Annotated in this window: 20 protein-coding genes and 1 pseudogene; 12 read left to right on the forward strand and 9 right to left on the reverse strand. The window is 41.8% G+C overall.

All coding sequences use genetic code 11. The features are described 5' to 3' along the window. Nucleotides 1-432: 432 nt before the first annotated feature. The 3 genes from GXP67_RS28105 to GXP67_RS28115 all read left to right on the forward strand — a co-directional run bounded on the left by GXP67_RS28105 (nucleotide 433) and on the right by GXP67_RS28115 (nucleotide 4,029). Entirely contained in the window at nucleotides 433-996 is a 564-nt protein-coding gene (locus GXP67_RS28105; RefSeq protein ID WP_162446208.1) for a hypothetical protein, read from the forward strand. A 91-nt stretch (nucleotides 997-1,087) separates the two neighbouring features. Next, nucleotides 1,088-2,179, forward strand: coding sequence for an ISAs1 family transposase (locus tag GXP67_RS28110; RefSeq protein WP_162441340.1), 1,092 nt, complete (start codon nucleotides 1,088-1,090; stop codon nucleotides 2,177-2,179). Between the two features lie 674 nt (nucleotides 2,180-2,853). Further along, entirely contained in the window at nucleotides 2,854-4,029 is a 1,176-nt protein-coding gene (locus GXP67_RS28115; RefSeq protein ID WP_162446209.1) for an MFS transporter, read from the forward strand. Nucleotides 4,030-4,240: 211 nt separating this feature from the next. Here the strand turns inward: GXP67_RS28115 and GXP67_RS28120 are convergent, their stop codons facing one another. After that, nucleotides 4,241-5,113, reverse strand: coding sequence for a tellurite resistance TerB family protein (locus tag GXP67_RS28120; RefSeq protein WP_162446210.1), 873 nt, complete (start codon nucleotides 5,111-5,113; stop codon nucleotides 4,241-4,243). Between the two features lie 131 nt (nucleotides 5,114-5,244). On the opposite strand from GXP67_RS28120, the gene GXP67_RS28125 reads away from it, so the two are divergent. After that, nucleotides 5,245-5,400: a hypothetical protein gene (locus GXP67_RS28125; protein WP_162446211.1), complete on the forward strand. Its 156-nt coding sequence runs from the start codon at nucleotides 5,245-5,247 to the stop codon at nucleotides 5,398-5,400. Between the two features lie 956 nt (nucleotides 5,401-6,356). On the opposite strand, the gene GXP67_RS28130 is transcribed toward GXP67_RS28125, so the two are convergent. Then, nucleotides 6,357-7,187 carry a hypothetical protein gene (locus GXP67_RS28130; protein WP_162446212.1) on the reverse strand — a complete coding sequence of 277 codons (831 nt, stop codon included), beginning with the start codon at nucleotides 7,185-7,187 and terminating at the stop codon, nucleotides 6,357-6,359. Nucleotides 7,188-7,310: 123 nt separating this feature from the next. Beyond that, nucleotides 7,311-7,739 carry a phosphohydrolase gene (locus GXP67_RS28135; RefSeq protein WP_162446213.1) on the reverse strand — a complete coding sequence of 143 codons (429 nt, stop codon included), beginning with the start codon at nucleotides 7,737-7,739 and terminating at the stop codon, nucleotides 7,311-7,313. Nucleotides 7,740-8,144: 405 nt separating this feature from the next. Between GXP67_RS28135 and GXP67_RS28140 the strand changes: the two genes are divergently transcribed. Beyond that, nucleotides 8,145-9,017 carry an aldo/keto reductase gene (locus GXP67_RS28140; RefSeq protein WP_162446214.1) on the forward strand — a complete coding sequence of 291 codons (873 nt, stop codon included), beginning with the start codon at nucleotides 8,145-8,147 and terminating at the stop codon, nucleotides 9,015-9,017. A gap of 126 nt (nucleotides 9,018-9,143) precedes the next feature. Here GXP67_RS28140 and GXP67_RS28145 read toward each other — a convergent pair whose 3' ends face one another. Next, nucleotides 9,144-9,767, reverse strand: coding sequence for a nitroreductase family protein (locus tag GXP67_RS28145; RefSeq protein WP_162446215.1), 624 nt, complete (start codon nucleotides 9,765-9,767; stop codon nucleotides 9,144-9,146). Between the two features lie 230 nt (nucleotides 9,768-9,997). Next, the gene (locus GXP67_RS28150; protein WP_162446216.1) at nucleotides 9,998-11,677 is read right to left on the reverse strand and encodes a tetratricopeptide repeat protein; all 1,680 of its coding nucleotides are present in this window, start codon (nucleotides 11,675-11,677) and stop codon (nucleotides 9,998-10,000) included. Between the two features lie 225 nt (nucleotides 11,678-11,902). Between GXP67_RS28150 and GXP67_RS28155 the strand changes: the two genes are divergently transcribed. The 4 genes and pseudogenes from GXP67_RS28155 to GXP67_RS28170 all read left to right on the forward strand — a co-directional run bounded on the left by GXP67_RS28155 (nucleotide 11,903) and on the right by GXP67_RS28170 (nucleotide 18,164). Continuing rightward, on the forward strand, nucleotides 11,903-12,913 hold the full coding sequence (locus GXP67_RS28155) for a tetratricopeptide repeat protein (RefSeq protein ID WP_162446217.1): 1,011 nt from the start codon (nucleotides 11,903-11,905) through the stop codon (nucleotides 12,911-12,913). Continuing rightward, nucleotides 12,910-12,975: pseudogene (locus GXP67_RS38365) on the forward strand (hypothetical protein); the annotation flags it as partial. The gene GXP67_RS28155 and the pseudogene GXP67_RS38365, both read left to right, overlap by 4 nt. An 80-nt stretch (nucleotides 12,976-13,055) precedes the next feature. Continuing rightward, nucleotides 13,056-15,014 (forward strand): CHAT domain-containing protein, encoded by a 1,959-nt coding sequence (locus GXP67_RS38370; protein ID WP_394351986.1) that lies wholly within the window; start codon nucleotides 13,056-13,058, stop codon nucleotides 15,012-15,014. A gap of 279 nt (nucleotides 15,015-15,293) precedes the next feature. Then, nucleotides 15,294-18,164 (forward strand): CHAT domain-containing protein, encoded by a 2,871-nt coding sequence (locus GXP67_RS28170; RefSeq protein WP_162446219.1) that lies wholly within the window; start codon nucleotides 15,294-15,296, stop codon nucleotides 18,162-18,164. A 110-nt stretch (nucleotides 18,165-18,274) separates the two neighbouring features. Here the strand turns inward: GXP67_RS28170 and GXP67_RS28175 are convergent, their stop codons facing one another. Together GXP67_RS28175 and GXP67_RS28180 are read right to left on the reverse strand one after the other, a co-directional pair. Continuing rightward, entirely contained in the window at nucleotides 18,275-18,958 is a 684-nt protein-coding gene (locus tag GXP67_RS28175; RefSeq protein WP_162446220.1) for a hypothetical protein, read from the reverse strand. Nucleotides 18,959-18,965: 7 nt separating this feature from the next. After that, a complete protein-coding gene (locus GXP67_RS28180) occupies nucleotides 18,966-19,520 on the reverse strand; it encodes an RNA polymerase sigma factor (RefSeq protein WP_162446221.1) in 555 nt (184 codons plus the stop codon). Between the two features lie 449 nt (nucleotides 19,521-19,969). Between GXP67_RS28180 and GXP67_RS28185 the strand changes: the two genes are divergently transcribed. From GXP67_RS28185 to GXP67_RS28195, 3 genes are all read left to right on the forward strand, one after another. Then, nucleotides 19,970-20,410, forward strand: coding sequence for a hypothetical protein (locus tag GXP67_RS28185; protein WP_162446222.1), 441 nt, complete (start codon nucleotides 19,970-19,972; stop codon nucleotides 20,408-20,410). Between the two features lie 133 nt (nucleotides 20,411-20,543). Beyond that, nucleotides 20,544-21,491, forward strand: coding sequence for an alpha/beta hydrolase family protein (locus tag GXP67_RS28190; protein ID WP_162446223.1), 948 nt, complete (start codon nucleotides 20,544-20,546; stop codon nucleotides 21,489-21,491). Between the two features lie 318 nt (nucleotides 21,492-21,809). Then, nucleotides 21,810-22,373 (forward strand): NADPH-dependent FMN reductase, encoded by a 564-nt coding sequence (locus GXP67_RS28195; protein WP_162446224.1) that lies wholly within the window; start codon nucleotides 21,810-21,812, stop codon nucleotides 22,371-22,373. A gap of 230 nt (nucleotides 22,374-22,603) precedes the next feature. On the opposite strand, the gene GXP67_RS28200 is transcribed toward GXP67_RS28195, so the two are convergent. Both GXP67_RS28200 and GXP67_RS38075 read right to left on the reverse strand, forming a co-directional pair. Continuing rightward, on the reverse strand, nucleotides 22,604-22,879 hold the full coding sequence (locus GXP67_RS28200) for a DUF4242 domain-containing protein (RefSeq protein WP_162446225.1): 276 nt from the start codon (nucleotides 22,877-22,879) through the stop codon (nucleotides 22,604-22,606). 98 nt (nucleotides 22,880-22,977) lie between these two features. Next, nucleotides 22,978-25,569: a helix-turn-helix transcriptional regulator gene (locus tag GXP67_RS38075; RefSeq protein WP_162446226.1), complete on the reverse strand. Its 2,592-nt coding sequence runs from the start codon at nucleotides 25,567-25,569 to the stop codon at nucleotides 22,978-22,980. Nucleotides 25,570-25,686 lie beyond the last annotated feature (117 nt).

Raw genomic sequence — 25,686 nt, forward strand, 5'->3', positions numbered from 1 at the left:
CTTTTATCTTGAAATCATCCCATCCTGGCTTATAAAATTTAATGCTTTATTTATGTAATTTTTTAAATAATTATTAAACCAGAAATATATAACTTTTTTAATGCGTAATTATATAAAATATCCTGTTGATTGCCATTGTAAAGCCATTAAAGTACAAAAAAGCAATTTTTCTTTATAAAGTGCCATATCAGATAATGTCTTATAATTTTTTGGAATATATGTTATAATTATGTTTAATATTGATGTTTTTAGAATTTTTATCTCATTTTATGGCTATGAATAGTACAATTTGTAAGAGAACTTTTTCTCTCCCAATTTCGTGTTAATTCAAGAATTGGAAAAGGGTAATTTATAATTTAAGTAATAAGGTAGTGATGGATGAAGTTATATTTTTCCCATTTGCAATAGAAGATTTATTTACTGGAAATTAACATGAAAACGATACATCAACATATAGATAGCGATCTGCAAACTTTAACTGGTAGTACGGCTCCCTGGGGCGAAACCGAAACGGATACAAATTATAGTCCGGAAGTACAAACCATTTATCAAACTGTAGCGAAGAAATGCCATCAAGTAAAAACATGGATTGGGCAAACCATATTAGCCAGTCTGGAAGGACAGGTAAAGATAGTGGATGAAATGGTCAGAGAGGGTTCGCGGCTATATCCATACAACTTTACTGGCTCTTCTCAAGCCTTGTTTTTATTCCCCACTAGTTATAGGCGCCATATACTACAACAGGATACTTTGTTGCCTGCAACCAATGTAGAGGTAGAACGGCTGGATGAAAACCGCTACGAGGTAAAATTCAACAGGAAAACAGATGATGCCATTCTAAGCATTTATGATCAGTCGGGGGAGTTGCTATTTACAGAACAGATTCACCAGACAGGCACTTTCAATCTGATATATAACCTGCAATGGACCGGCCTCTCGCAGGTATCTTTTGAAGTGTTGAGCAAAAAAAGATCCTACCGGTCAGAAATAATATAACAGTATTATAAAGGAGAGGGCAAAATTCTTTCTCTGAATAGGGTTTCCGCACCAAAGATAGAGAAAAAGGAAAGAGGGGCTAACTTTGTGCATGGAACTTAAAAAGATACTAAACAAAGTAGCTGATTTTCGGGTGCAAGGCCGCTGCTTACATCTATTAGCAGATATTTTAGGCTTAGTTTTATGTGGGGTAATAGCCGATTGTGATGACTTTGACGAGATAGCAGATTATGGCAAAGATAATACAGCGTTTCTGCAGCAAGAACTAGGATTAAGTTTTGTTAATGGTATACCTTCTGCTGACACTTTAAATCGGGTGATCAGACACCTGGATAGCCATAGTTTGGAGCAATGCTTCAAAGCGTGTGTAGCTGGCTTCTCCTTAGCAGGCAAGCAGGTATGTATAGATGGCAAAGAATTGAGAGGTACTATACCTGCAGGCAAAAAGCATGCTTTGGTTCGTATGGTCAATGTATGGGTAGAGGAACATAGCTTAAGCTTTGGACAAGTAGCCGTAGAAGCCAAGAGTAATGAGATTACAACTATTCCTGCTTTATTAGATACCCTTGATTGCAAAGGTAGTATCATTACTATAGATGCTATTGCTTGTCAGCAGGCAATTGTAGAAAAGATCAGGGATAAGCAAGCCCATTATGTGATTGCCCTAAAGGCTAATCAAGGTGTACTCTATGAGCAGGTAGCCCATTTTATGCAAATCAATAAGTCTGCTCTCGCTTTTAATCAGCAACTAGATAAAGCCCATGGCAGAGGAGAAGAACGTAGGGTATATATTGCTCAATGCATTGATTTGGTAGAGGAAAAGGAAAAATGGCAGGACTTACATACTTTAGTCATGGTAGAAAGAAAACGCATTATAGCAGGCAAAAAGCAAGAACAAACCCTGTTCTATATAAGCAGTTTAACAGATACAGACCCTGCCTTGTACAGCCGCTACATAAGAGGCCATTGGGCGATAGAGAATGGCTTGCATTGGCAACTAGATGTTACCTTTAGGGAAGATGAGGCTAAAGTCAGGAAAGATAAAGGACCCATCAATCTGCATCTGATTAGAAAGTGGTCTTTGCATCTGCTCAAAAAAGAGCCTTCTTGCGTGAGTGTCAAACGGAAAAGAAAAAAAGCTAACAGAGACACTAATTTCCTGTTAGCTATTCTTAAAACTTAATATTTAGTGCGGAAACCCTATTCTCTGAACCTAAAAATAGAAAAACGAATAATTAATTTTTAACCATTTTTAATAATATGGAAGCGATTGTAAGTATCATTTTTATTATTGGCTCTGTAGTGCTGATTGATTCAGTGACCTACAAATCATTCAATGATCTTTTCAAAAGAAAAGCCTAAACAGGAATACTGTTTCCTGAAAACTCCTGGTTGCCGATTGTAGTACAAGCTACAGCCTGCTGAAAAATTCACCAGCTGGGGGTTTCTTATCCATCTTCTGAGTACCAATCAAAAATTGCCTTTGAGATGGACAGATATATAAATTTTGCAAATTAAAATTATCGCCTAAACCTTCAGGGATAGAAAGGCTGTTGCTGAGCTCATAATTTACGAAGTATCAGATTTTTTAGCAGCCTTTTATTTCCCATTCTATAGCAGAATAATCTCCACTTAACTAGGGGAATCCATTCTCACCCTATGGTGCCAGGGTAATTATTGCATAGGCACAAATTCATAAAGCACTCTCTTTAGTTACCCTGGGATGTATTCTCATCCTGCCCATTTGCCTGGTAATCTACCTGGCAGGTGGTTCTTGTGCATGCCTGCGCTTCATAACTAATTTTTGTAGCGGATCATAGGTAGGCAAATCAATCCTAACACTTCATTCTATAAACAATGATATCCAGAATTATTCTTTCTTCACCCCATTCGCTGATGCGAATAGCGGTGGGTACTTTTTTCTTTCTGCAAGGGCTATGTTTTTCTTCCTGGGCAAGCCGAATTCCCACCGTTCAGCAGCAACTTTCTTTAGACCATGCGGCTTTAGGGGTGGTTTTGTTCGCTTTACCAGTAGGACTGATTATGAGTTTGCTTTTGTCCAGCTGGCTCATCCACCGGTTTGGCAGCAGGCAAGTGCTGATCGTGACTGCTATTTTGTATGCTTCGGTTTTACCAGTAATTGGGTTGGTGCAATCTCCCTGGCAATTAATGGGCGTACTGTTCTCGTTGGGTTTATGCGGAAACTTATCAAATATTGCCATGAATACACAAGCAGTTAGCCTGGAAGCTATCTATGGCCGGCCTATTATGGCTTCTTTTCATGGGCTCAATAGCCTGGCCGGGTTTTCGGGTGCAGCCATTGGAATGGCTTGTCTGGCTTTGCAGTTATCTCCATTTATTCATTTTAGTTTTATCACAGCCCTTACTTTTGTAGCTATTTTAGTAACGTACCGATTCACCCTGGAAGGGGATGAAAAGCAGCAAAGGGAAGGATTTGCCTTCTCCTGGCCAGACAAAAAACTGATGGTAATGGGCTTAATTGTGTTTTGCGGAATGGTGTGCGAAGGCACGCTGTTCGACTGGAGCGGCATTTATTTTCAGAAGGTGGTGGCAGCGCCACAGGAACTCTCCAGCCTCGGTTATCTGGCTTTTATGTATATGATGGCAGCCGGGCGTTTTGTGGGTGACTGGCTGGCGGCAAAAACGGGAATTAAACGTATGATTCAACTTAACGGACTGTTAATCTTTATAGGATTATTAATAGCTGTGCTGCTGCCATATGTACAAACAGCAACAGTAGGTTTTCTATTAGCTGGCGCTGGTGTCTCTACCATTGTGCCCTTTATATATGGAGCGCTTGGAAAGATGAACGGTAACTCAGCTGCTTCATCACTGGCAGCTGTTTCATCCATGGGATACATGGGTTTTCTGATAGGACCTCCTGTCATTGGAATGCTTGCCCAGATGATAGGTTTACAAGGGGCGTTTGCAATAGTAGCCGTGTTAGGCGCTTGTGCCAGTATACTGGTAAAGAAGGTCAGTTTGCCTGAGCTAGCTGCCCGTGCTAGTTAACTTGTAGTGCCTGTAAATATTTGTATAAATGCCATACAAGCCCATTGTCATTCAATTACATACCGGGAATAAACATAAAAAACGCAGGTCTTATACCTGCGTTTTTTATGTTTGTATGAGTTTAAGTGACTAAAATTAAGAAGATGAATAATATTAAGTTTTAATACTTGTTTATTCATTTAACCTTAAGAATGCCACTATTTAAATATGCTTACTGAAATAACCCACCGCCTCTGCGGCTGCCTAACAATCCGCCTAAGACTGAACTAAGTCCACCCCCGATTCCACCATAATTACCATATCCTTTGCCACCTCCAAATATAGAGAATAATGAACCCAGTCCGCCGGAACGCATGCCGCCTACGCCAGTAGAACTACCCAGTAATCCACCACCACTACCGCCTAACATGCCGCCTGCTGAAGTTTTACCCAGCATACTACCAGCTACACCTCCTAACAAACCACCTAGTAATCCACCGGAAGGTGTACTACCCATTCCAATACCCCCTACACGACCTCTTCTGCCTCCTCCATTCATCATCCGGCTAATTAGAATCGGGGCCATTACTGCCAAAGCTCCCTTCAAAAAGCTTGGAGAAATGCCTAGCTTACTCATTGTATTGCTTAATCCTGAAGATTCTAAAAAGTTAGGACCCGATACATCCTGGCCTTGTTTCTGAGCTGTTTCAGCCGTATCTACAAACTGATTCAAGGCATTGTACTGAGTCTGGTCTATATTCAGGTAAGTGGCAATTTGCTGAACCCTCTGTTGTTCTTCGGGTGTGTATACGCCATCGGCTTTGGCAAAGCTGATTACATCGGTTAGCAGCGAAAAACGCAACTGGCTATTTTTGAGTATATCCAGGTTGCTTTGCAGGTTTGTATTAGAAGGGTCATTAGCGGCTTGCATCACGAGTTGTTCCTGGTCTGAAGGCAGGTCTGCACTGTCGGCTAAGGCCTCCAGAAATTCTATTTCATCTTCTGTCGCTTTTCTGTCTGCCGTTGCAATGCTGGCAATAGCACTGAGGTAAGCTCCTTTTTCTGCATCCGAAAAGTCTTTGAGCAACTGATTATCTTGTTCCATGATTATGTATTGGTTTTAGTTGACTGATAGCATGTACGTGATTAACAATCAAAAGTTAACCCGGCATCTATGCATTCGTCATTCATAAAAAAACATTATTTTTTGTTAGCCACTAAACTGGTAACCAGCAGTTGACTACAGTTTTGAATGAAGGCTGGAAGAGAGGTTTTTACCCGGAGTATGAAATTTTACTACTCAACCAGCGTTACCAGAAGATAAACCGATTGCTAATCGGAGGGATGACTGATAGAAAGGAAAGTATTAAAGAATGGGTATATGGAAAGTAAAATTAGCTTATTTGCAAGCATTTATGTGCTAATGGCCATGTTTTTGTCCATGTATATCTTCGCTTCTAATACTATGGCTTTAGCCATGGCCTTGGTGTTTGGGTCCGTTCTAATTATCAGTCCTTATTATGTGTTCCGGGATAGTATGAAACGGTTTAAGGAAAACTGTAAAGACTTATTTTCAAGAATCCAGATTATCAGCAGATATAAATAGAATTATACACCTGTATTCCGCAATTTGTAATAATATTCTACCGGCGCACCTTGGCCACCTGCTTTTGATGTTTATATAGCTCTGTGTTTTTTGGTCTCCGGCAACCGCTGGAACCGCCATGTTCTATCACGGTTACACAGGAACTCATAAGTAGGGAAAATATAAAAAAAGTAAGGATAATCAGATTTTTCATGGTAGTTTATCGCTGAGCAAAGACCGCTTTTTAAAACAATTCGGTTTCTTATTTAATTCCGTTTTTACTCTAATATTGTGCTGTTATTCAACAAAATTTAATGGTACATTATACAATCGGTAACCTGTATATGGTATCAGTTTTAGTAAGATTAAAATCTTATCAAATGCGTGTAGGGTTAGGATACAATTTAGATAGGAATCCCCGGCAGAGGAGCGTATTTTTGCTTTATGGAAACTAGCCTATCCCATACCAATCTAAAGTCCGGTTTTGTTACAACCTGTTCTTATTGCAGAACTTCTATGAAAAGCTATCACCGGAATAAGAAAATTTGTTCAATTCGGTGTCGCAAACAATTAAAAGAGCGCAGGAAGCAACTAGCTGCTTCAGAAAAGCTAACACTTGATATTATTGGCTTATATCAAGCTTATCAATCTGCAAGAGAAGCCCACATCAATAAAATTTTCTATTAGCACCTTTTTACATTCAATCTGCCTTTCCTTCTGGCTGTATATACAATAAGGCGGAATGTTGGTTTTTCTGTTCTTGTCATTTATCGGTAGAATAGACTTCACTCTTGTTGAATTTACTTCCTTTGCGTGGCGAATTTTCTATTGATTTATAAGATTCATCAAAATCTCCACCAGACTGAATAGTAGTAATTAAGTGTACTAAACCTATACGCTGTGCTTTTTCCAGCCATCTGGACACTTCCATGCCGGACCGCAGGTAGGCCAGTTGCTGACTATACACATCTTTGGGAACAAATCGTTCAATCTCTTCCAGTTCATCTAAGTTCAGCGTAAAATTACTGCCATAGGTAAGTTCCTTCCACTTTTGCTGGTAAAGCTGATAGGAAACCTGCCCATTGGCATTCGGAAAACGGTAATCTACCATCAGGGCCAGTCCTTCATTAAACCATTGTGGAATTTCCATGTTCATCGTCAGCCACCCAAGCCTTCCGGTGAGTTCGGCATGGCACATTTCGTGGCTGATCACATCTATATCTAATCCACCAGGACTAATGACTACAAATAAACCTAGCGGAGAACCAAAGTAATTTGCCGGACTTCCATTCTGGCTTCCATATGTCTGATACAGTTCCAGGGTATGGCAAAAGATAATAACCGGCTTGCTTTCTATGTTCCCCCAGAATCCCTTCAGTCTTTGTTGAGAGGTTTTAATAAGTGTGGTTAACTGTTGTTGCTCTCTGGCAGACGTGCCTGGACTGGCGTAAATTCCTGGTTGTATTTCTGTAAAATCTGTAAACCGGATGGCAGCACAGCGGATTACCTGCGGATATGCAAAAAAGTAGCAGACAACTATAAACAGGATACTTGCCAGTAGAAAAAGTAAGAATTTGGTGGTTGTTTTTCGCACCAGGGTCAGTGTATTGTTAAAGGATGAACGGATGTTTTCTTCTTAAAATTTACTGTAGTAGAGAATATCTTATGGATTTTAAACTTTCAGGGCAAAGCTCGTTTCAGGGCGAAGCTCGAAATTTTACTGGCTAGCCAGCTTGGCTAGTTCATGATAGGCTTTTAGGTATTTGTTAAAGCGGTCTACATCTTTGGGCTGCATCTGCGGCATCCGCCGGACGTCCATATTATCCTCCAGGTCATTAAGTTTTACGGCAATAGCCAGTTTATTGGTTTTGATTCTTGAAATATACTGTTCATAGGGTTCACCTTCGCCTTTGGTCAGGCAGCGGAGGGCAGCCAGTATGTCGTCAGAAAAACCTTCTTTTTGCAGGTCTTCGAATGTAAAAGGGGTATCTTCTACAACATCATGTAGTACGCCAATTATTTTTTCATTTTCCGTTCTGCCGCGCATCATCACCCGCATTACATGCATAATATAAGGTGCATTATATTTATCTACTTGTGATTGATGGGCCTGGGTGGCAATTTCAATGGCTTTTTGTAAGGTCATAGGCGAATCTGATAATGTATTTTTTGAGTTTGTGATGTTTTGATTTACATACGGTAAACCTGATGAGTAGATCTGCGTACTAGCATAGATAATTTTAAAAATATACACTTATGGGAAAATTACTAAAATTCGGCCTGATCGTAGTTCTAATCGTGATTATTATTGCAGTAATGATTGTAGGTGGAATCCTCGATCTGATTTTCTAAAAATACTATTATATAATTCTCATTTGCAGCAAATTATTTATTTACTGATCCAGAAGTGTATCCTGCTTCCTGAAGGACAAGAGTATCCTGCAGTTGCGTTTAATGGAATGCAATAAAGTACTTCATATAGCTTGCGAGGGTCATTAAAAAATCTTAAATACGCTGCCATATCAAACTTTCATCACAAAAAATCAACGCTATGACAAACTCAGTTTCATTTCAGAAAACCTATACGATCGGCGGCGACCTTACGGTTAACCGGATGGGTTATGGTGCGATGCGAATCACAGGAGAAGGCATCTGGGGGCCTCCCAAAGACAGGGAAGAATCATTGCGGGTTTTAAAAAAAGCGGTTGAACTGGGAATTGATTTTATTGATACCGCCGACAGTTATGGCCCGCATATATCCGAAGAGCTTATTGCTGAAGCCCTGTATCCTTATCCAAAAGGCCTGGTGATTGCTACCAAAGGCGGTTTATTACGTACCGGACCTAATCAGTGGCCCATTAATGCGCATCCTGATTATTTGAGCCGTGCCCTGGAAGGAAGTCTGAAACGCTTAAAACTCGACCAGATCGACCTTTATCAATTGCATAGGGTAGACCCCAATGTGCCTTACGAACATACACTAGAGTTCCTGCAAAAAGCACAGCAGGAGAGGCTGGTGAAACATATCGGCTTGTCAGAAGTATCAGTAGACCAGATTAAGAAGGCGCAGCAGTATGTAAAAGTAGTATCAGTGCAGAATATGTACAGTGTAGATAACCGCAAATGGGAAGATGAACTAGTGTATTGCCAGCAGAATGGTATTGCCTTTATTCCCTGGTATCCGCTGAATGCCGGTAACGTACAGGCACTGGATAAACTCAACCAGGTAGCCCAGAAATATAGTGCCACTGCCCACCAGATTGCCCTGAGCTGGCTGCTGCATCATGCAGATAATATTCTGCTGATTCCCGGTACTTCTAAGGTAAAACACCTGGAGGAAAACGTAAAAGCGGCTTCCATTGCTTTGTCGGAAGACGACATGAATGAACTGGAAAAGATCAATGCAGCCCAGGCACAGAAATAATAAGCAAACCTGATTGGATAATAAATAATTGCCAAAACGGACAGTTTATACAACTGTCCGTTTTGGCAATTATTTATTATCGATTTTAAAGATACGATACGTCTTAAACTGGATACTTCCCGGAGTTTATTTACCAGAAGATGCCGATACATGAAGTGCAGCATCACCAGTTAGTGTGAAAGACACATCTGCACTGATTTGTTCCAGCGGTTTTCGTTGCCTGGGTGTAACTTCACGGGTTTTAAAAGGCTCAGTAAGCTTCTCAGGTGTATCTAAATATCCAAATGCTATCATGCATATATCTTCCTCAGTATCGGGCAGGTTAAACAGCGCTCTGGTTTTCTGACGGTCGTAGCCGCCCATTGTATGCCCGAAAAAGCCCATGCTGGTTGCCTGTAACAGCAGTATGGCATTGGCCATTCCACAATCGTGCATAAAATGACGATTCGCTTGTCCGGTTTTTGCCAGGATAGTAGAACCAGTACTCAATACGAGAACAGCCGCATCTTTAGCCCAGGGTTGATTCCCCGGAAGCAGACAAGCCCACATAGCATCGAAACCAGGCGTTCCTTTTAAAGCATACGAATAATGCCAGGGCTGTTCATTGAGAGAACTGGGAGCCCAGGAAGCGGCTTCTATGAGCGTATGTACAACTTCAGTTGTTAGGGGTTTTTCTGAAAATGACCGGGCACTCCAGCGCTTACGTACTAATTCGTGTACCGGAAAACTTGTTTTTGCTTCTTTCACCATTGTGGTTAATAAAATTAACATTAATAAACTATTGCATCCTATGCCAGGCTCTTACTTGCACAAGAAACAGGGGAGAGATAAGTATGTATATTTTTCTCTCAGGCAATAGTATTAGTATACGGTGAATACTTCATTAAGGCTATATTATACTGAAATACCTAGCCTGTGATATGACGGAAGAACTGAGATAGTGAAAAATGATGACAACTGACCAGTAACTGCTACTCTGATTATAAAGCCCTTGCATAAATGAGCCAGCTGGAAATTCGCCGGTCTGGGTTAATTTCGAAGGCAATTTTATGTTGAGGATACACCCAGTACTCGCCCGAAGTTCCGGGAAAAGTGTAGGCCGGTTCGCCATATTGTTGTACCAAAGAGGCAGCACTTGAGCCCGCCTGTAGTGACCGTGCCGTTTTGCCAGCATAGTTTTCCTGGGCAAACCTAACCAGATACCGGTTGGAAGACGCCTGAATTCCTAATTTAATCAGATCTGAGGACGGAGACCATTGCAGCAACAGATAAGGTTTTTCATTTACCTTCACTTGCTGAACCTGACCGGGCAGGGGAGAGGAGGCTTCTTCTCCTGCGATTTTTTCCCGGCTGGTGGCAGGTTTCGTTAGGGCTGTTGTAGTAGAAGTTTCCTGGGAGAACCAGTTGCGTATCCAGCCGGTCAGGTTTTCCACCAGCGATTCATTGATCTTTTCAAACAAGGCCATATTGTAAGAGGCCATATAAGCCTTCTTTTCCTGCGCCGATTCGAAATCCTGCTGGGCTTTTCCGGTTTGCTGGTCTTTAAAATAGGCAATGGCCCGGATGGTATGTGCATTTCCGGTGAGTTGGCTTATATCCAGTTCATTGATAACGCCAATAGCGGCCGCTTGATTGCCTTGTAAAGAATACACACAGGCCAGATTTATATAGGCCGGTACATAGTCCGGATCGATCTCTTTGGCTTTCTGGGCATATTTCCTGGCATCCAGCAGGAGTTGTGACAATGGTTTGGCACTATTCACATCCGAAAAAGACCGGTGAGTTGAACTAAGCCGGCTTCTGGCATCCATCTCCACCGGATAAACAAAACCAGGTTGCTGCTGGCTATTATAGATGGCAAGTGCCTGCTGAAGGATGGAGGCAGACAAATTATTAAAAATCTCCCGGCTAGGAAAACGGTTGACCAGGTAATCAAAACACAGCGTAGCCGACTGATAATCCTGCATGAGATACAAAAACTGTCCGGCTTTAAATACAGCTATCATCCTGGCAGCGTCTGTTTGTTTTTTCTGATAGGTAAGCTTTCTTTCCTCTTTGCTGGGATAACCTTTCAGCTGGTTGGCTAATTGAAAGTTTTCATATACCAGATCTAGAATCTGCGGAAATACCTGTCCGGTAGCAAAACCGGCAAGTTCTCCATAAAAACAGCCATAAAAATCTGCCTCTGATTCAAAGCGCTCAATCTCATCACCAGAAGTTTGATTTTCGGTTTTCCCAATCCCAAAAGTATAATACCAGTCGTGTTTTTCGTAATGGTGGGCGAGTTCGTGGCTTAATAATACCGCCAGTGCATTCAATGAATCTTTGCCCAGCCTGGCACACAGGTCATATACTTCTTCATCCAGGGAAATAAGCGGCTTATTGCCAGGCTGATATTGGGCAATCGTTTTGGGTTTTCCTGCCTTCCGGGCAATGATCTGCAATTGAGGTTCAGGACGGCTGTTTGCAAAAACATAGGTCAAACGGTTGAATACTTGCCTGGTTACCTTATATTTGGGCGAAGATTCCGAAAGCAAAGCCTGTGCCTGCGCCCCGGTTTGAAGCCCTAACAGCACCAGTAACCCGGTAATAAATACACCAGCACGAATCAGCATAAGTTTAAGTGCAAATAAAATAGGGCGGTTTTGTAAGGAATACATCTGTGTATGTAAATAATGCGGATCTTCACTTTAGAGTTAGTTTCTGTTTTGGCAAAAAGTTAACACCTCTTTCTTAGCAAAAAGAAAAAATTAACAATCCCGGCAGCCATTGGTTACTTATCGGATGCTTTTAAATAAACGATAATATAGAAATAAGTATCTGACCTGCAACTTGCTTGCGAAAGATATTTTTAGTATTCATGTCTTGCCGCCTACTCCTGAATTATGAAAAGAATTGTTCTCTCAATATTGCCCCTCCTTATTGCTGCGAACATTAGCTTTGCCCAGAAAAAGCTATTCAAGGCTGATACTACGTTAGCTGGAAAATGGGTTGAGCAGGCTTTACTTCTTCATACACAGGAAAAATTTGATACGGCGAAAGTATTGTTTGAAAAGGCATCCTGTCTATATAAAAAGCACCAGCTATGGATGCCTTATGTAAACTGCCTTAATAAAACTTCTTTGATTTTATTTTCTCTGGCAGACTATGAAGCGAGCTTACTAACGGCGCAGCAGAGTTTACAGGAAAACCAGTCTAATTTAAACAAAGATAATGGTGCAGAAGCAGAGGCATATCTTTTAGTAGCTAAGGCTTACTATGAAAAAGGCGAACTGGCACCAGCCCTAGAAAACACACAAAATGCCCTGCGGATATATGTTAAGCTATTTGGTGAACAACACCCGGATGTAGCTGCTTCTTATACAACCATAGGAGACATATATTTTGATGAAAGCAAGTATGATCCGGCCATTGAATATTACCAGAAAGCCTTGCAGATCAAGTGTACGTTACTGGGCGAAACCCATACAGAGGTAGCCAGGTCTTACAGCAGCATTGCATTTGTATACCGCAATAAAGGAGACTTGGATAAGGCGTTGGAATATTATCAGAAATCCCTGCAATTATGGATGAAAGCTGTAGGTGAAGCGCATTCGGAGGTAGGGTATGCCTATAACAATATAGGGATCATCTATTATTTTAAAGGGGAATATGATAAAGCATTAGAGTACAATACGAAGGGACTCAATATCCGCCTTAAAATATTTGGTGAACAACATCCGGATGTAGCGGCTTCTTATAATAACAGAGGCAGTATATTCAGGGGAAAAGGAGAGGATAGAATAGGAATAGAATTTTACAAAAAAGCGTTGGAAATCCGGCGTAAAGTGTATGGAGATACCCATCGGATGGTAGCGGCTTCTTACAATAATGTGGGGCCGGCTATTATGAAATAAGAGACTATGCTCAGGCTGTAGCATATTATCAGAAATCTCTGCATATCTGGATGAAAACCTTGGGTGAAGATCATCCGGATATTACTATTTCTTACAAAAATCTGGCAAATGTTTACAAAGATAAAGGGATTATCCGAATGCCCTGGCTTATAATGAAAAAGCCCTGGCTATTGAACGGAAGGTATTGGGAGAGCACCATCCTTCCTTGGCTACCACTTACAATGATATGGGCCTTGTCTATCAGGCGAAGCACGACTATACAGAAGCGCTCCGGCAGTTTCAACAAGCCATATTGACCAATATTCCTTCTTTTCGGGATACTCTCATTTTACACAATCCCAACTTAACTTCTAATGATTACATTAATGGATTTCACCTTCTCACTTCGTTGCAGTTAAAAGCAGAAACACTCGAAAAGTCATGTAACACATCGAAAGAAAATCTGTTGGTGGCGTATAAGACCTATTGCTCCCTAGATACACTTACCTGGCAACTGCTTGATGCCCACACTGAGGAAACAGACAAACTGGCCTTCACCACTAAGTCCGGAGACATCTATCAGTCGGCTTTGCGGCTATCTGTGCGCTTGCATCGGGAAACCGGAGAACAGCGCTATGAAGACAAAGCCTTTTATTTTGCTGAGCGGGGCAAAGCAGGTGTGTTAGCATCCACCCTGGCAGATTCTAAAGCCAGAAAATTTTCAGGCATAGCAGATTCGTTGCTAAAATCAGATGAAAGGCTTCGTAGCGAAATTGCTGAATACAAGCAGCTATTAGCCCAGGAATATGCCAATGGTCAGGAAGCCGACAGCAGTAAGTTGCAGGGGTATCAGAACGAATTGTTTTCAGCGCACCGCACCCAGGAAAAGCTCATGGCTGCCCTTGAAACACACTATCCCCGCTACCATCAGTTAAAATATCAATCTTCTCTGGTGACTCCATCTCAATTGCAATCCGTACTGGATGCACAAACAGCTCTGATGGAGTATGTAGTGAGTGATTCCCTGTTGCAGGTGTTTGTGATCACCCGCAAAAGCTATCAGCTGCATTCGGTTTCGTTGGATAGTTTGTTTGTGCGCAGGCTGTCTGCTTTCCGGCAGGCTATTCTTTCAGGGGATCAGGATTTATATGAACAGACGGCTTATCCTTTGTACCAAACCTTATTTGCCCACCCCTTACCCAAATCAATCAAAGAGCTGATTCTGATTCCGGAAGGGGAACTGACCACTTTGCCTTTTGAGGCTTTGCTGACAAGTGGGGATGTAAACAAAAAGGAGTATCTGCTTGAGAAATATGCCATCAGTTATGCTTATTCAGCTAGCCTGCTCTATGAGCGTTTACAGCAGAAACAGACCAGTCAAGAAAAGCACTTGTTAGCCATGGCTCCGGTCTTTGAGGATTCAGCCAGCAATGTGATCATGGCATCCAATAGAAGCGTGCTTTCCGGCCTGCAAACAGAGCCTGTGGCAGCGGCTGAACAGACAGGGGAGAAACGTATAGCCATGCGGGGACAGCTATTGGATGGTACTTATGTATCTCCTTTGCTTGCTTCCAAAGGGGAAGTAGAAACCATTGCTTCCCTGTTTGAGCAGAAAGGCTACAAAGCCAGCCTATACCTGCATCAACAAGCCGGGGAAGAAAAGCTGAAGGCAAAAGGAATGGCTGCTTACAACTATATCCACATTGCTACCCATGGTTTTGTCAATGGGCAGTATCCGGAGCTTTCCGGGTTGCTATTTGCCCAGGACAGCACTTCAGAAGAAGATGGCATTTTGTACACCGGAGAGATCTACAACCTTGCTTTACAGGCAGAGTTAGTGACTTTATCAGCTTGTGAGACCGGTTTGGGCAAGTTAGCCAAAGGCGAAGGCATCATTGGCTTGACAAGAGCCTTGTTATATGCCGGGGCAAAGAATGTAGTGGTTTCCTTCTGGAAGGTGCCTGATAATTCGACAGCGGAGTTGATGGGTTCTTTTTACAAGGCTCTGCTTTCAGGCAAGAGCAAGGGGGCAGCTTTACAGCAAGCCAAGATGAAGATGATAGCCAACAAAGACTACAGTCATCCTTTTTTCTGGGCTCCTTTTATTCTGGTGGGAAAATAGGCTGTTTCTGGCTTGGGGAAAGATTATGCTGATTTGTAGCATCTGCCATATTAATATCAGAAAAATAGCAGAAAAACAATCAGGTTTGTAAGCCAGCCAAGCAAAAAACAAAAAAACCTTTTATCTAATGCCAATTTTTGATAGCTTATCTATTTGTTTTATTTCGGCTTATTTTATTCCGTTTTGGTAGCTTATAATTTTTAGCCTCAATAGCTTATTACAGCCAGTTTGTTAAGGGCCATTCTGTAATAGTCAATTCTTACCGCCTACTACCGATTTATGAAAACGATTGTTCTATCCATATTCTTCTTGTTGTTTGCCACGGCATCATTTGCCCAGAAAAAGCAATTTTCTGCTGATACTACGCTTGCTAAAAACTGGTATGAACGAGCGCAGGATTTACAAAAGAAAGGCAGATATGATAGTAGTATGGTGTTTTATGACCAGGCGGCGGCGGTATATAAGAAATACCAGCTATGGAAACGCTATATTGACTGTAATTATAAACTCTCCCGCTGCCTGATTTCTCAGGGAAAATACGATCAGGCACAGCAAAAGGCAACAGAGGTAATGCAGGAAAGCCAGCAAAAGCTGGGCCCAGATCATCCCCTGGAGGCCGATGCTTATCATAGTATGGCCCTGGTCAGTAATTATAAAGGAGATTCCAATAAGTCGCTTGAACTGCATCACAAAGCATTAGACATCCGGAGGAAAGCATTTGGTGAAAATAATGCCAGTGTAAGCAGTTCGTATTATAGCATTGGAAATGTATACATTGCCAGAGCAGAATATGACAAAGCCCTGGAATACTTTCAGAAGGATTTTAATATTAATCTGCACCTGCATGGCGAAGAAGATCCTGTACTGGGAAGCACGTATCATAGTTTGAGCACCATATATACGGCAAAAAATGATTATACCCAGGCGTTGGAATATTGCCAGAAAGCAGCCAGGGTTTTTGTGAAAGCCTATACTGAAAATCATCCTAACGTAGCCACTAGTTATCACCTGGCTGGCCGTATTTACAGCTACCTGGGCGAAAATGAGAAAGCACTCGATTATTACCAGAAAGCCCTCCAGATCCGGCTGAAATTTGTGAGTGAAAACCATGCCAGTGTCGCAAATGATTATATCCGCATAGGCCAGATTCATTTTAAAAGAGGGGAGCATGACCAGGCATTACTTTATTACCAGAAAGCCCTTATAAACCGGAAAAAATCCCTGGGTAATTTGAATCCTTATGTGGCAGAGCCCTATCATTTTTTAGGTGATGTATATATAGCCAAAGGAGAGTACGACCAGGCATTAGATGGCTACCAGCATGCGATTATGGCAAACATGCCTTCCTTTCAGGATTCCCTTGTTCAATATAATCCTCCGATGGGCAATCAGCAAACTATTTATCTGGATGGTGTTATACTACTTAATTCTTTAGAATTGAAAGCAGATGCATTCAGGAAAAAATTTACAAAGACACAGGCAGCCAGTGATTTGCAACTGGCCATTGCTACCTATCTTACCACTGATACACTCATACAACGGATTCAACAGAGCCTCACAAGCGAAAATGACAAACTGATGCTTGCCGGCAGGGCAAAAAAAATATTTCAGGCTTCCCTTCAAACTTGCCTGTCATTACATGCCGTAACCGGCGAAAAACAGTATTTGCAACAGGCATTTTATTTTGCAGAGCGGGGTAAAGCAAATATATTATCAGCGACACTGGCCGAAACAAAAGCGAAAGCATTTGCTGGGATTCCGGATTCTTTACTGATACAAGATCAGCAGTTAAATAAATATATTAATAATTATACCCAGCAAATTGCCAAACTTGTCACCTCCGGCCCAGGTGCCGACAGCAGTAAGTTGCAGGAATATCAGAATGAATTGTTTTCAGCGCACCGCACCCAGGAAAAGCTCATGGCTGCCCTTGAAACACACTATCCCCGCTACCATCAGTTAAAATATCAATCTTCTCTGGTGACTCCATCTCAATTGCAATCCGTACTGGATGCACAAACAGCTCTGATGGAGTATGTAGTGAGTGATTCCCTGTTGCAGGTGTTTGTGATCACCCGCAAAAGCTATCAGCTGCATTCGGTTTCGTTGGATAGTTTGTTTGTGCGCAGGCTGTCTGCTTTCCGGCAGGCTATTCTTTCAGGGGATCAGGATTTATATGAACAGACGGCTTATCCTTTGTACCAAACCTTATTTGCCCACCCCTTACCCAAATCAATCAAAGAGCTGATTCTGATTCCGGAAGGGGAACTGACCACTTTGCCTTTTGAGGCTTTGCTGACAAGTGGGGATGTAAACAAAAAGGAGTATCTGCTTGAGAAATATGCCATCAGTTATGCTTATTCAGCTAGCCTGCTCTATGAGCGTTTACAGCAGAAACAGACCAGTCAAGAAAAGCACTTGTTAGCCATGGCTCCGGTCTTTGAGGATTCAGCCAGCAATGTGATCATGGCATCCAATAGAAGCGTGCTTTCCGGCCTGCAAACAGAGCCTGTGGCAGCGGCTGAACAGACAGGGGAGAAACGTATAGCCATGCGGGGACAGCTACTGGATGGTACTTATGTATCTCCTTTGCTTGCCTCCAAAGGGGAAGTAGAAACCATTGCTTCCCTGTTTGAGCAGAAAGGCTACAAAGCCAGCCTATACCTGCATCAACAAGCCGGGGAAGAAAAGCTGAAGGCAAAAGGAATGGCTGCTTACAACTATATCCACATTGCTACCCATGGTTTTGTCAATGGGCAGTATCCGGAGCTTTCCGGGTTGCTATTTGCCCAGGACAGCACTTCAGGGGAAGATGGCATTTTGTACACCGGAGAGATCTACAACCTTGCTTTACAGGCAGAGTTAGTGACTTTATCAGCTTGTGAGACCGGTTTGGGCAAGTTAGCCAAAGGCGAAGGCATCATTGGCTTGACAAGAGCCTTGTTATATGCCGGGGCAAAGAATGTAGTGGTTTCGTTTTGGAAGGTGCCTGATAATTCGACAGCGGAGCTGATGGGTTATTTTTACAAGGCTTTGCTTTCAGGCAAGAGCAAGGGGGCAGCTTTGCAGCAAGCCAAGATGAAGATGATAGCCAACAAAGACTACAGTCATCCTTTTTTCTGGGCTCCTTTTATCCTGGTGGGAAAATAGTCATTGGTCAGGTTAAGTTACCATAGGGCAGGAGGGAGGTATACCAGTTGATGAAAGAATCCTCTCAATTCACCAATGACTAGTGACAACTGACCAATGACTATTAAGAATTAAGGAGTTGGTTGCAAAGTTTGCCTGGGCTGATAGCGTTGCAGGGGATATGCCATTGAATCAGAAAATAAGATATATTGCTCTTTTTCCGGGTTGTATTGCAGCCTGAGTTGTTGCGTAGAAAATTCTCCGAATAAGTGGAGGGTATCATCAAACTGATAGGCAGGTGAGCTGGAAACTGCCGGATACAGCAGAATGGTAGTAAGAGAATCTTTGTCTATCCCTGAAAAACCCATATCAGGAGCGCCTCCAATCACCTGAAAACGTATTTTAACCTGTTGTGCTGGTAAAGGCTGTACCGGTTGTACAACTGCGGTTGAAGGGCCAGTGCCGGATTGTTTAAAGTAAGAAAAATAGAGTACAGCCGTAGAAAGCAATAGGATAAGGATTGAAGCTGCCACTGCCAGGTATGGGAAGTGTATTTGTCTGGTGGGTGCTTCTTTTGCCTGTATTCCACTCAGACCCAATCGCTGGTGCATTTGTTTAAGCTCCCGGCGCATGTCTTCCCGGCCTACTTCTGTTGCCTGCTCCATAATTGTTTTTTGAAGCATCACCTCCTGGTAAAAAGCAATATCTGCTTTCATACGAATGGTAAAATTCTGTAAATCCTCGCCCTGTAACCGCCCAAGCCAATACTGTTCAATTAAAGCAGTATCTACATACTTTTCATTTTCCGGAATCATTTTATATTTATCTGTTTAGGTTAGAAAACCGTTTCTTTAAACGCTCAATACAACGGAATTTTTGTTGCTTGGCTACATTGTCGTTGGCATATCCCATCAGTTCAGCCAGCTCTTCCAGGCTATATTTGTGGAAGTAAAATCCTGTCAGGATACTCCGGCATGGCTCTCCCAGTTCGTCAATTGCTTTCTTTATATCTGCATCATCGGGCAGACTCGTTGTATGCTGGGCGTCCTCGTCTGGCATATCTGACATAAATTCCTGTATGTCGGTTATATGAATTTTCGACTTGAGCTTGTTCAGCCACTTATTGCGGCAGATGGCATACAAATACGTTTTTAGTGAGGAATTCCCCTGGAAAACGCCACTTCTCACCTGTTCATACAAAGTGATCACCCCTTCCTGATACAGATCTTCTGCTTCGTGCTGGCTACCCTGGTTTGTACGTACAAAATTGGCAATCATTGGCCAGTAAGTACTGTATATAAACTCCAGTGCCTGTTTTTTCCCTTCACCCAGTGCCAGGATCAGTTCTTGCTCCGATTGGTAGCTTGCTATCTTCAAACGTAAAAATGATTAGTGCAAATTCAACGAATGTAGTCCCTCTTCTGAATATGAGTATTCTATGTAAACGAAGGTTAACACCGGTTCTGAAAAAAAATTAAGTTTTTCCTAAGCGCTGAAAAGGTAACTACAGAATGAAAGTATCTGGTTTACCATAACATTCCAAAAAAAAATTATTATAGCCTGTTAACCTCTGGTTTGTAATTGTACTTATTCCTGTGCCTGCTTATCAGCTTCAGCACATATACCTTTCAGCCTTTTGATCATATACTTCATTTGTTGCGAAGTATAGCCCTATTAAAGAGATTTTCTTAAAAATAAAAACATATGCATTTATTGGATATTTCCGTGTTGTAAATGGATTATCCATATTATAGCCCGGCGACTTTTATACTAACAATTATTTTATTTCAATTTTTCTAATCACAACTCTATTCACAATCAAAACAATGAAAACAACAAGTATTATTAAATCACTTATTCCTACGTTGCTGGCAGGTATGTTATCCTTTCAGAATGGAATGGCTATGCCTGCAGCTTCAGGAGAAAATCCTATAGAGATCACTTCCACTGGTAAAGTGAAAGCCATTTCTTATTTCAAAGACAACTCACTCAAAATGATGCTACATGTAGAAAATCTTGGCCATGAGAAAATGATGGTACAGATTCTGAATGGCCGCAAGGGAATCGTTTATCATCAATATCTGGGCAATCAGGAAGTATTCATAGCCAGGTATAGTCTGCAAGACCTGCCAGATGGCGACTATACGATTGAGGTGAAAAGTGCCACTTACTCTTATTCCAAGACCTTTTCTATCCAGACTTCCATTAGCCGTGAAGTGAAATTGCAAAAGCAAGACATTCACATAGAAAAACAAGAGGCGATTTAATCACTCTTGTTTTTCTTTCCAAACGTATCCGGGTACTTACAAATACATCATTCCTCCAGAGCAGTTTGCCATTGAAGAATGCTATATACCTTATTTAGAACAATCCCCTCCACTCAACAATCCTGAATTAATCATGCCAGTACATAAAATAGATCTGCCCTATTCATTTATTCACATATTTCAGCAGGAAATCATTACCGAAGACCAGTTTAACATACATGCCACTTGCTATCAGCCTGTATATGCCCATGAAGAAGTGATTCTGATTGGAAGTGCCATAGGGGTACATCAGGAATACTACCGGGCATTTGCCAGGTTCCTGGCAGGGAGAGGCTACACCGTATATACCTTCGATTACAGGGGAATAGGGAAGTCTATACCTGTTTCGCTGAAAAATTTAGAAGCCTCCATGCAGGAATGGGGAAAATATGACCTGGATGCGGTGATTAAACATATCCGCAGTACGCACCCTAATGCTACATTTACTTATATCGGCCATAGCATATCCGGCCAGATATTGTCTCTGACCAAAGAAAGTAGTTATTTTTCAAAAGTAGTAGTCATTGCATCCCAGCATATGAACTGGCGCTTGTGGCCGATACACCTGCGCTTTACCTATGCATTCCTGATTTATATTCTGATGCCGCTCATGAGCCATATGCTGGGATATTATCCAGGCAAGGCACTTAAAATTTTCTGGGATTTACCCAAAGGCATCGCCTTAGAATGGGCCAGGTGGTGCCGCAACCGGAAAGGAATGTTTGGTTTTCATTCGGATCATCAACTGAGCTCTATTCAGGTTCCCTTGTTAGCTATCGGTTTTTCTGATGATGCCATTGCACCTTTGCAGCCCATGCATGCCTTATTAAAAAAATATAGCCAGGCAGCAGTTACACATTGGCAATATAGTCCGGGTGAACTGGGTGTAAAAGAACTAGGTCATTTCGGCTTCTTCAGAGCTAAATTTAAAAACCTGCTGTGGGAACCTGTGCTCGACTGGATTGAACAGACAGAAAGGTTTGACAAGCCGCTTATGGGTTCTCTGTTCTCTAACCAGATGGAATGTATGGATGTATATTAATATTCGTTTTGGGATTCCATCAGGTAAGTCCGTTTCTGAATACTCATATTTTCTTTAGCTGTGTGGTTTATAGGAAGTACGGGTATCCGGAAACAGGCTTTTCTTTCTTTGTAAGCGGTTATATAAATGAGGGGTATAAGTGGCAAAGTCTTGGTAAACAGGTTATTTAAATAAATTTGCACAGATACGTCTGTGCCATGCTTTCTTATGTAAATTAGATCTGCGAATGGTATTCAGAAACGTTTATCCTAAATTTGGCAATAGCCACAATAGGGGTGAGAGAGGACAATAGATTCATCCTGATAAAGAAATATACCCATGAAAGACAAGAAAAATATATTTGCTATTATTGGAAGTGCCAGTAAATATTCGGCTAATCAGAAACTGGTGGATGTGTTTGCCAAGCTAACGGAAAATGACTTTAATTTGACCATCTATTCCGATTTAAAAAGCCTTCCGCATTTCGACCCTGAACATTCATCAGATAATCCGCCACCGCAAATTATAGCCTTTCGGGAAGCAGTAGCTCAGGCAGATGGCATTTTAATTTGTACACCAGAATATGTGTTTAGCATTCCAAGCGGACTCAAAAATGCCATTGAATGGTGTGTAGCTACTACGGTATTCTATGAAAAACCCATCGGGCTCATTACGGCATCAGCCGACGGGCAGAAAGGACATGAAGAACTACAATTAATCATGCGGACAGTAATGACCCAGTTTACCGACGAAACTACTTTACTGATCCGGGGAATAAAAGGCAAGATAAACCAGAATGGCGAAATTACGGATCATAAAACCAGGGAGGATCTACTCAAATTTAGTGAGGCCTATAAGAACCTTATTAAAACGGCCAGTTACTCTCCTTTACCAGGTGTTTAATGTTATTATATAGTTGACAAGCTTCTAAAAATTTGCTTTGGAATAACTTTGTCAAGTATTTTTTCTTGTACGGATACTTACAACAATGCCTACAGGCTTCTCTTTAATAAAGCGAGAAGACTGTAGGCATAATTTTTTGTAGGTCTTGATTGTTGCCTTTTCTCCACATTGATATGAATTGGTAATTTCTATATGGAGAAAAGGCAACAATGAATAAAGCGGAGTTGCTACTATTTATTACCCGTAACAGGATCAATAATAGCTTTCACTTCATTTACAGAATTGATCGGGAATTGACCAAGCCTGGCATGTTCCCTGACAACTTCTTCACTTTCTGCAATATGCACGCAATAGATCTTGTCGTCGGTAACAAAAGATTGAACCCAGTGATACGGTTTTCCTAAGCCATTTACCACTTCGCAGGAAGTCTGAGAAATAGCCTGTAATTCTTCTGGGGAAAGATTGCCTGCACCCGGCAGGTTTCTTTCAATAACAAATTTTTTCATATTGTTTTTGTGATTGTGTGTGATTGATGATCACAAAATTGAGAAGGATAGGTGGTTTTGACGACAGAACTATTCCCTATTTTAACCAGGAACGTTCCCTATTTTATAATCTCCAGCCGAAGGGCTTCATGCACAGCTTTTGCCCGTGTATTTACATCAAGTTTAGAAAGGATGGCAGAGATGTGGTGGTCCACCGTTTTGGCGGAAATAAAAAGGATATCGGCGATTTCTTTATTCTGTTTGCCACCTTTTAATAACTGCAATATTTCTAACTCCCTGCTTGTTAAAAATCTAGGATTGGTCTGGGTAGATTTTCTAATTCCTCTTGGGATGCTTTTAATCCCTTCTGCACGCATTTCCTGCTTCATTTTTTCGTAAACGGCACTTGCTCCCAGTTCCTGCATACTGGCAATTGCTTGTTTCTTGTCAGACTCATCTCCATCAAACAGCGCGAGCGCCTGCTCATACGGGCAACCTAACTGCTGCCAGAATGCTGCCTCTTCCAACGCCATTGGTACAGGAGTTATTTCATCATTTTCTCCTATTTCAGTAAGAAAGGGATCGTGTTTCCTTGCTTTCCGTAACCAGTAGTAAAACTTACTTCTTTTGGAAACTTTACTCACCTCCCGGAACATGCGTAAGGCCTGGTTAAGCGCCTCTGGTTCAATATAAGTCTTTCCGGTCAGCCATTCATATTCCAGTAAAGCATATAAGGCTGGTATCATTCTTTGCAATTCCATGGTTTCAAAAGCCATAGTTTTTGCCTCGAGTAATAAAGGAAGTGCATCCGGATCTCCTCTTCTTGTCTTGATAATTCCAGCAACGGTAAGGGCACCAATTTTTATCACCGGTACCAGGGTTTCATTTTTTAGCAGGTCAGTTGCGTTGTTATAGGCTTCCTTCCAGAAACCGGTTTCGAGGTGTAGCCTGGCTTTCCAGCCGAGCATATACAACTTCATGGCATCCAGGTCTCTTTCTTCACAATAAATGATACCCTCGTCCAGTTCTTTTGTCGCAAAGGCATAGTCTTTTATCACAATCGCATTACTGCCCATTTCAATGTAGGCGCGGGCGACATGTTCGTGGTAGGAATGTTGAAGGGCAATTTCCATGCTTCGCCGCAGCAACGCTACCCCTTTTGGCCTGGAAGATGGATCGAGCATAAGGGTTGAACCCATACTGTTCAAGGCATTTGCTACCGTTTCCTGATCGTCCAGTTCCCTGGCAATCGCAATTGCTTTTTCTCCCCAGAGCAGGCATTCATCCGATAGATCTGACTGCAATTTTAACTGCGACATATTGCTAAAGGCCATAGCCTTTGCCCTTGATGGGGGTTGGTCTTCCAGGATTTCAACCGCCTGGCTGGCAAAACTTCTAGCCTGTTTTCCGTTTCCATCAAACCACCATAGCCGGGAGAGAAACCGGAGGCAATTGCCTGTTTTCTCGTTTTCTTTTTTCTCCTTCCAAAGCTGTAAGGCTTTTCCTGTGTAGATGATGGCTTCTTTAATCTGGTTAGTGAGATAACATTCATAGGCATAGGCTTCATAGAATTGAACCAGCAAAGCCCTATCATTCCCCTGGTAATATTCAATGGCTGACAGATACAATTTAGCTGCTTCGATGTGGGCACCCAGTGCCGCCGCTTGCCTGGCGGCAGGAGGAGCATATTGAACAACCAGGGCATATTCATTTGCATTTTTGGCATGGTGTACAATGCGTTCAATTTCCTGGTTTTGTTCAAAACTTTCCCGCAGCAGATGCAATATCTTTTTATGTAAGGCTACCCTTTTTAAAGGTGATAAAGAAGTTTCGATGGTTCTCCGGAATAATTCGTGTTTAAAAGAAATATAGCCTTCTTTAATGATAAGCACTTTTAGTTCCAGACACTGATCCAAGGCAGAAGCATATAAAGGTTCCAGTCTTTCAAGATATTTTACTTCGAAGCTGTTGGGGATGACTGAAAGTAACTCTATAGCCTGCCTGGTTTTTTCCTCCTTGCGATTATACGAAGCTAATATGGAATCCCTGATATTATCTGGCAATACCTGATTATAAGTGGCCAGAATTTCAGTTACATAAAAAGGATTTCCACCGGAAAGCGTATATAACTCTTCGCCACTGTATTTTCTGTTGCCAACCATTTTTTCAACCACCTGCCTCGATAATGGTGTTAACTGTAAGCGGGTAAATGTATCAGGCGGCAACTGGCCCAGTATATTCCGTAAGGGATGTTGTGAGGATATTTCATCATCGCGGTAGGTAAGAATAAACAGGCATTTTAACCTGCTAATGCGCCTTGCCAGAAATTTTATAAAATCCAGGGTTGCTTCATCCGCCCAGTGTATGTCTTCAAATACAATGATGGTTTTTTGATTTGAATCGCTTAATTCATGGAAAAACCTGCTGAACAGTGTGGCCCTTTCTTCAATGGTATGCATCGCAGGCCAGAGGTCATGCCTCATTTGCCCTAAAATATCATAGAGCGGAGCCAGCGGGCGTGGGGTAAATAAGGCATCGCAGGCACCCCAATATACCTGTTCATCTTCCTGCTGCTTACAAAACACTTTTACCAGAGAAGTTTTACCTAATCCGGCTTCTCCGGTCACAAATACACAATGTCCCTCCGAAGAAATTTGCTCATATATGGTTTGCAAACTATCAAGAAAGATTTCCCGCTCAATTAGCTGCATAGGTGTGCCAGGATGGATGTGTAAAATATGGAGAAAGCCTCTGTAAAATAGGGAAAATTCCTTATATCCGAAAGGCCGGCAACGCCTTGTTTTGCATCCGAAAACAACAACAAATCA

This window comes from Rhodocytophaga rosea (assembly GCF_010119975.1).
GTDB classification, from domain to species: Bacteria; Bacteroidota; Bacteroidia; order Cytophagales; family 172606-1; genus Rhodocytophaga; species Rhodocytophaga rosea.